This is a genomic window from Dyella japonica DSM 16301 (genome assembly GCF_001010355.1).
GTDB lineage: Bacteria > Pseudomonadota > Gammaproteobacteria > Xanthomonadales > Rhodanobacteraceae > Dyella > Dyella japonica.
Map to the genome: position 1 here is coordinate 1 of NZ_JPLA01000134.1, position 346 is coordinate 346.

The window sequence follows — 346 nt, forward strand, 5'->3', positions numbered from 1 at the left end:
ATAGAAGGTTGCACCAACGAGAATGAAGCCCAAATTAATGAATTAGGGCAGACTTATCGTTCAAGCAATCAAGCCAATATGATACCGAATGGGAGGGTTGGTTCATTTGATGTGCGAGTTCTTACAGTACCGGAAGGTCTTGAAGATCTTATTGAAGTTGGACAAGAAATGCGTGTAGGTGCTGGTCGTCTTACGCACGAAGAACGTAAATATTACTTTGAGCATCCTGATGAATTTATTGGGAAGATTTCTAAATGGAAATTCTTTGCTCACGGTATGAAGGACAAATTGCGTATTCCTACGCATCAAAGTTTCCGTGATTCAACGGATATTAGTAAATAATCAC

The 346-nt window shown here is 39.6% G+C and carries 1 protein-coding gene; it reads left to right on the forward strand.

Going from position 1 to position 346, the window contains the following annotated elements:
• The coding region (locus Y882_RS20370; protein WP_046973412.1) for a hypothetical protein at positions 1-342 on the forward strand (342 nt) is incomplete at its 5' end.
• Positions 343-346 lie beyond the last annotated feature (4 nt).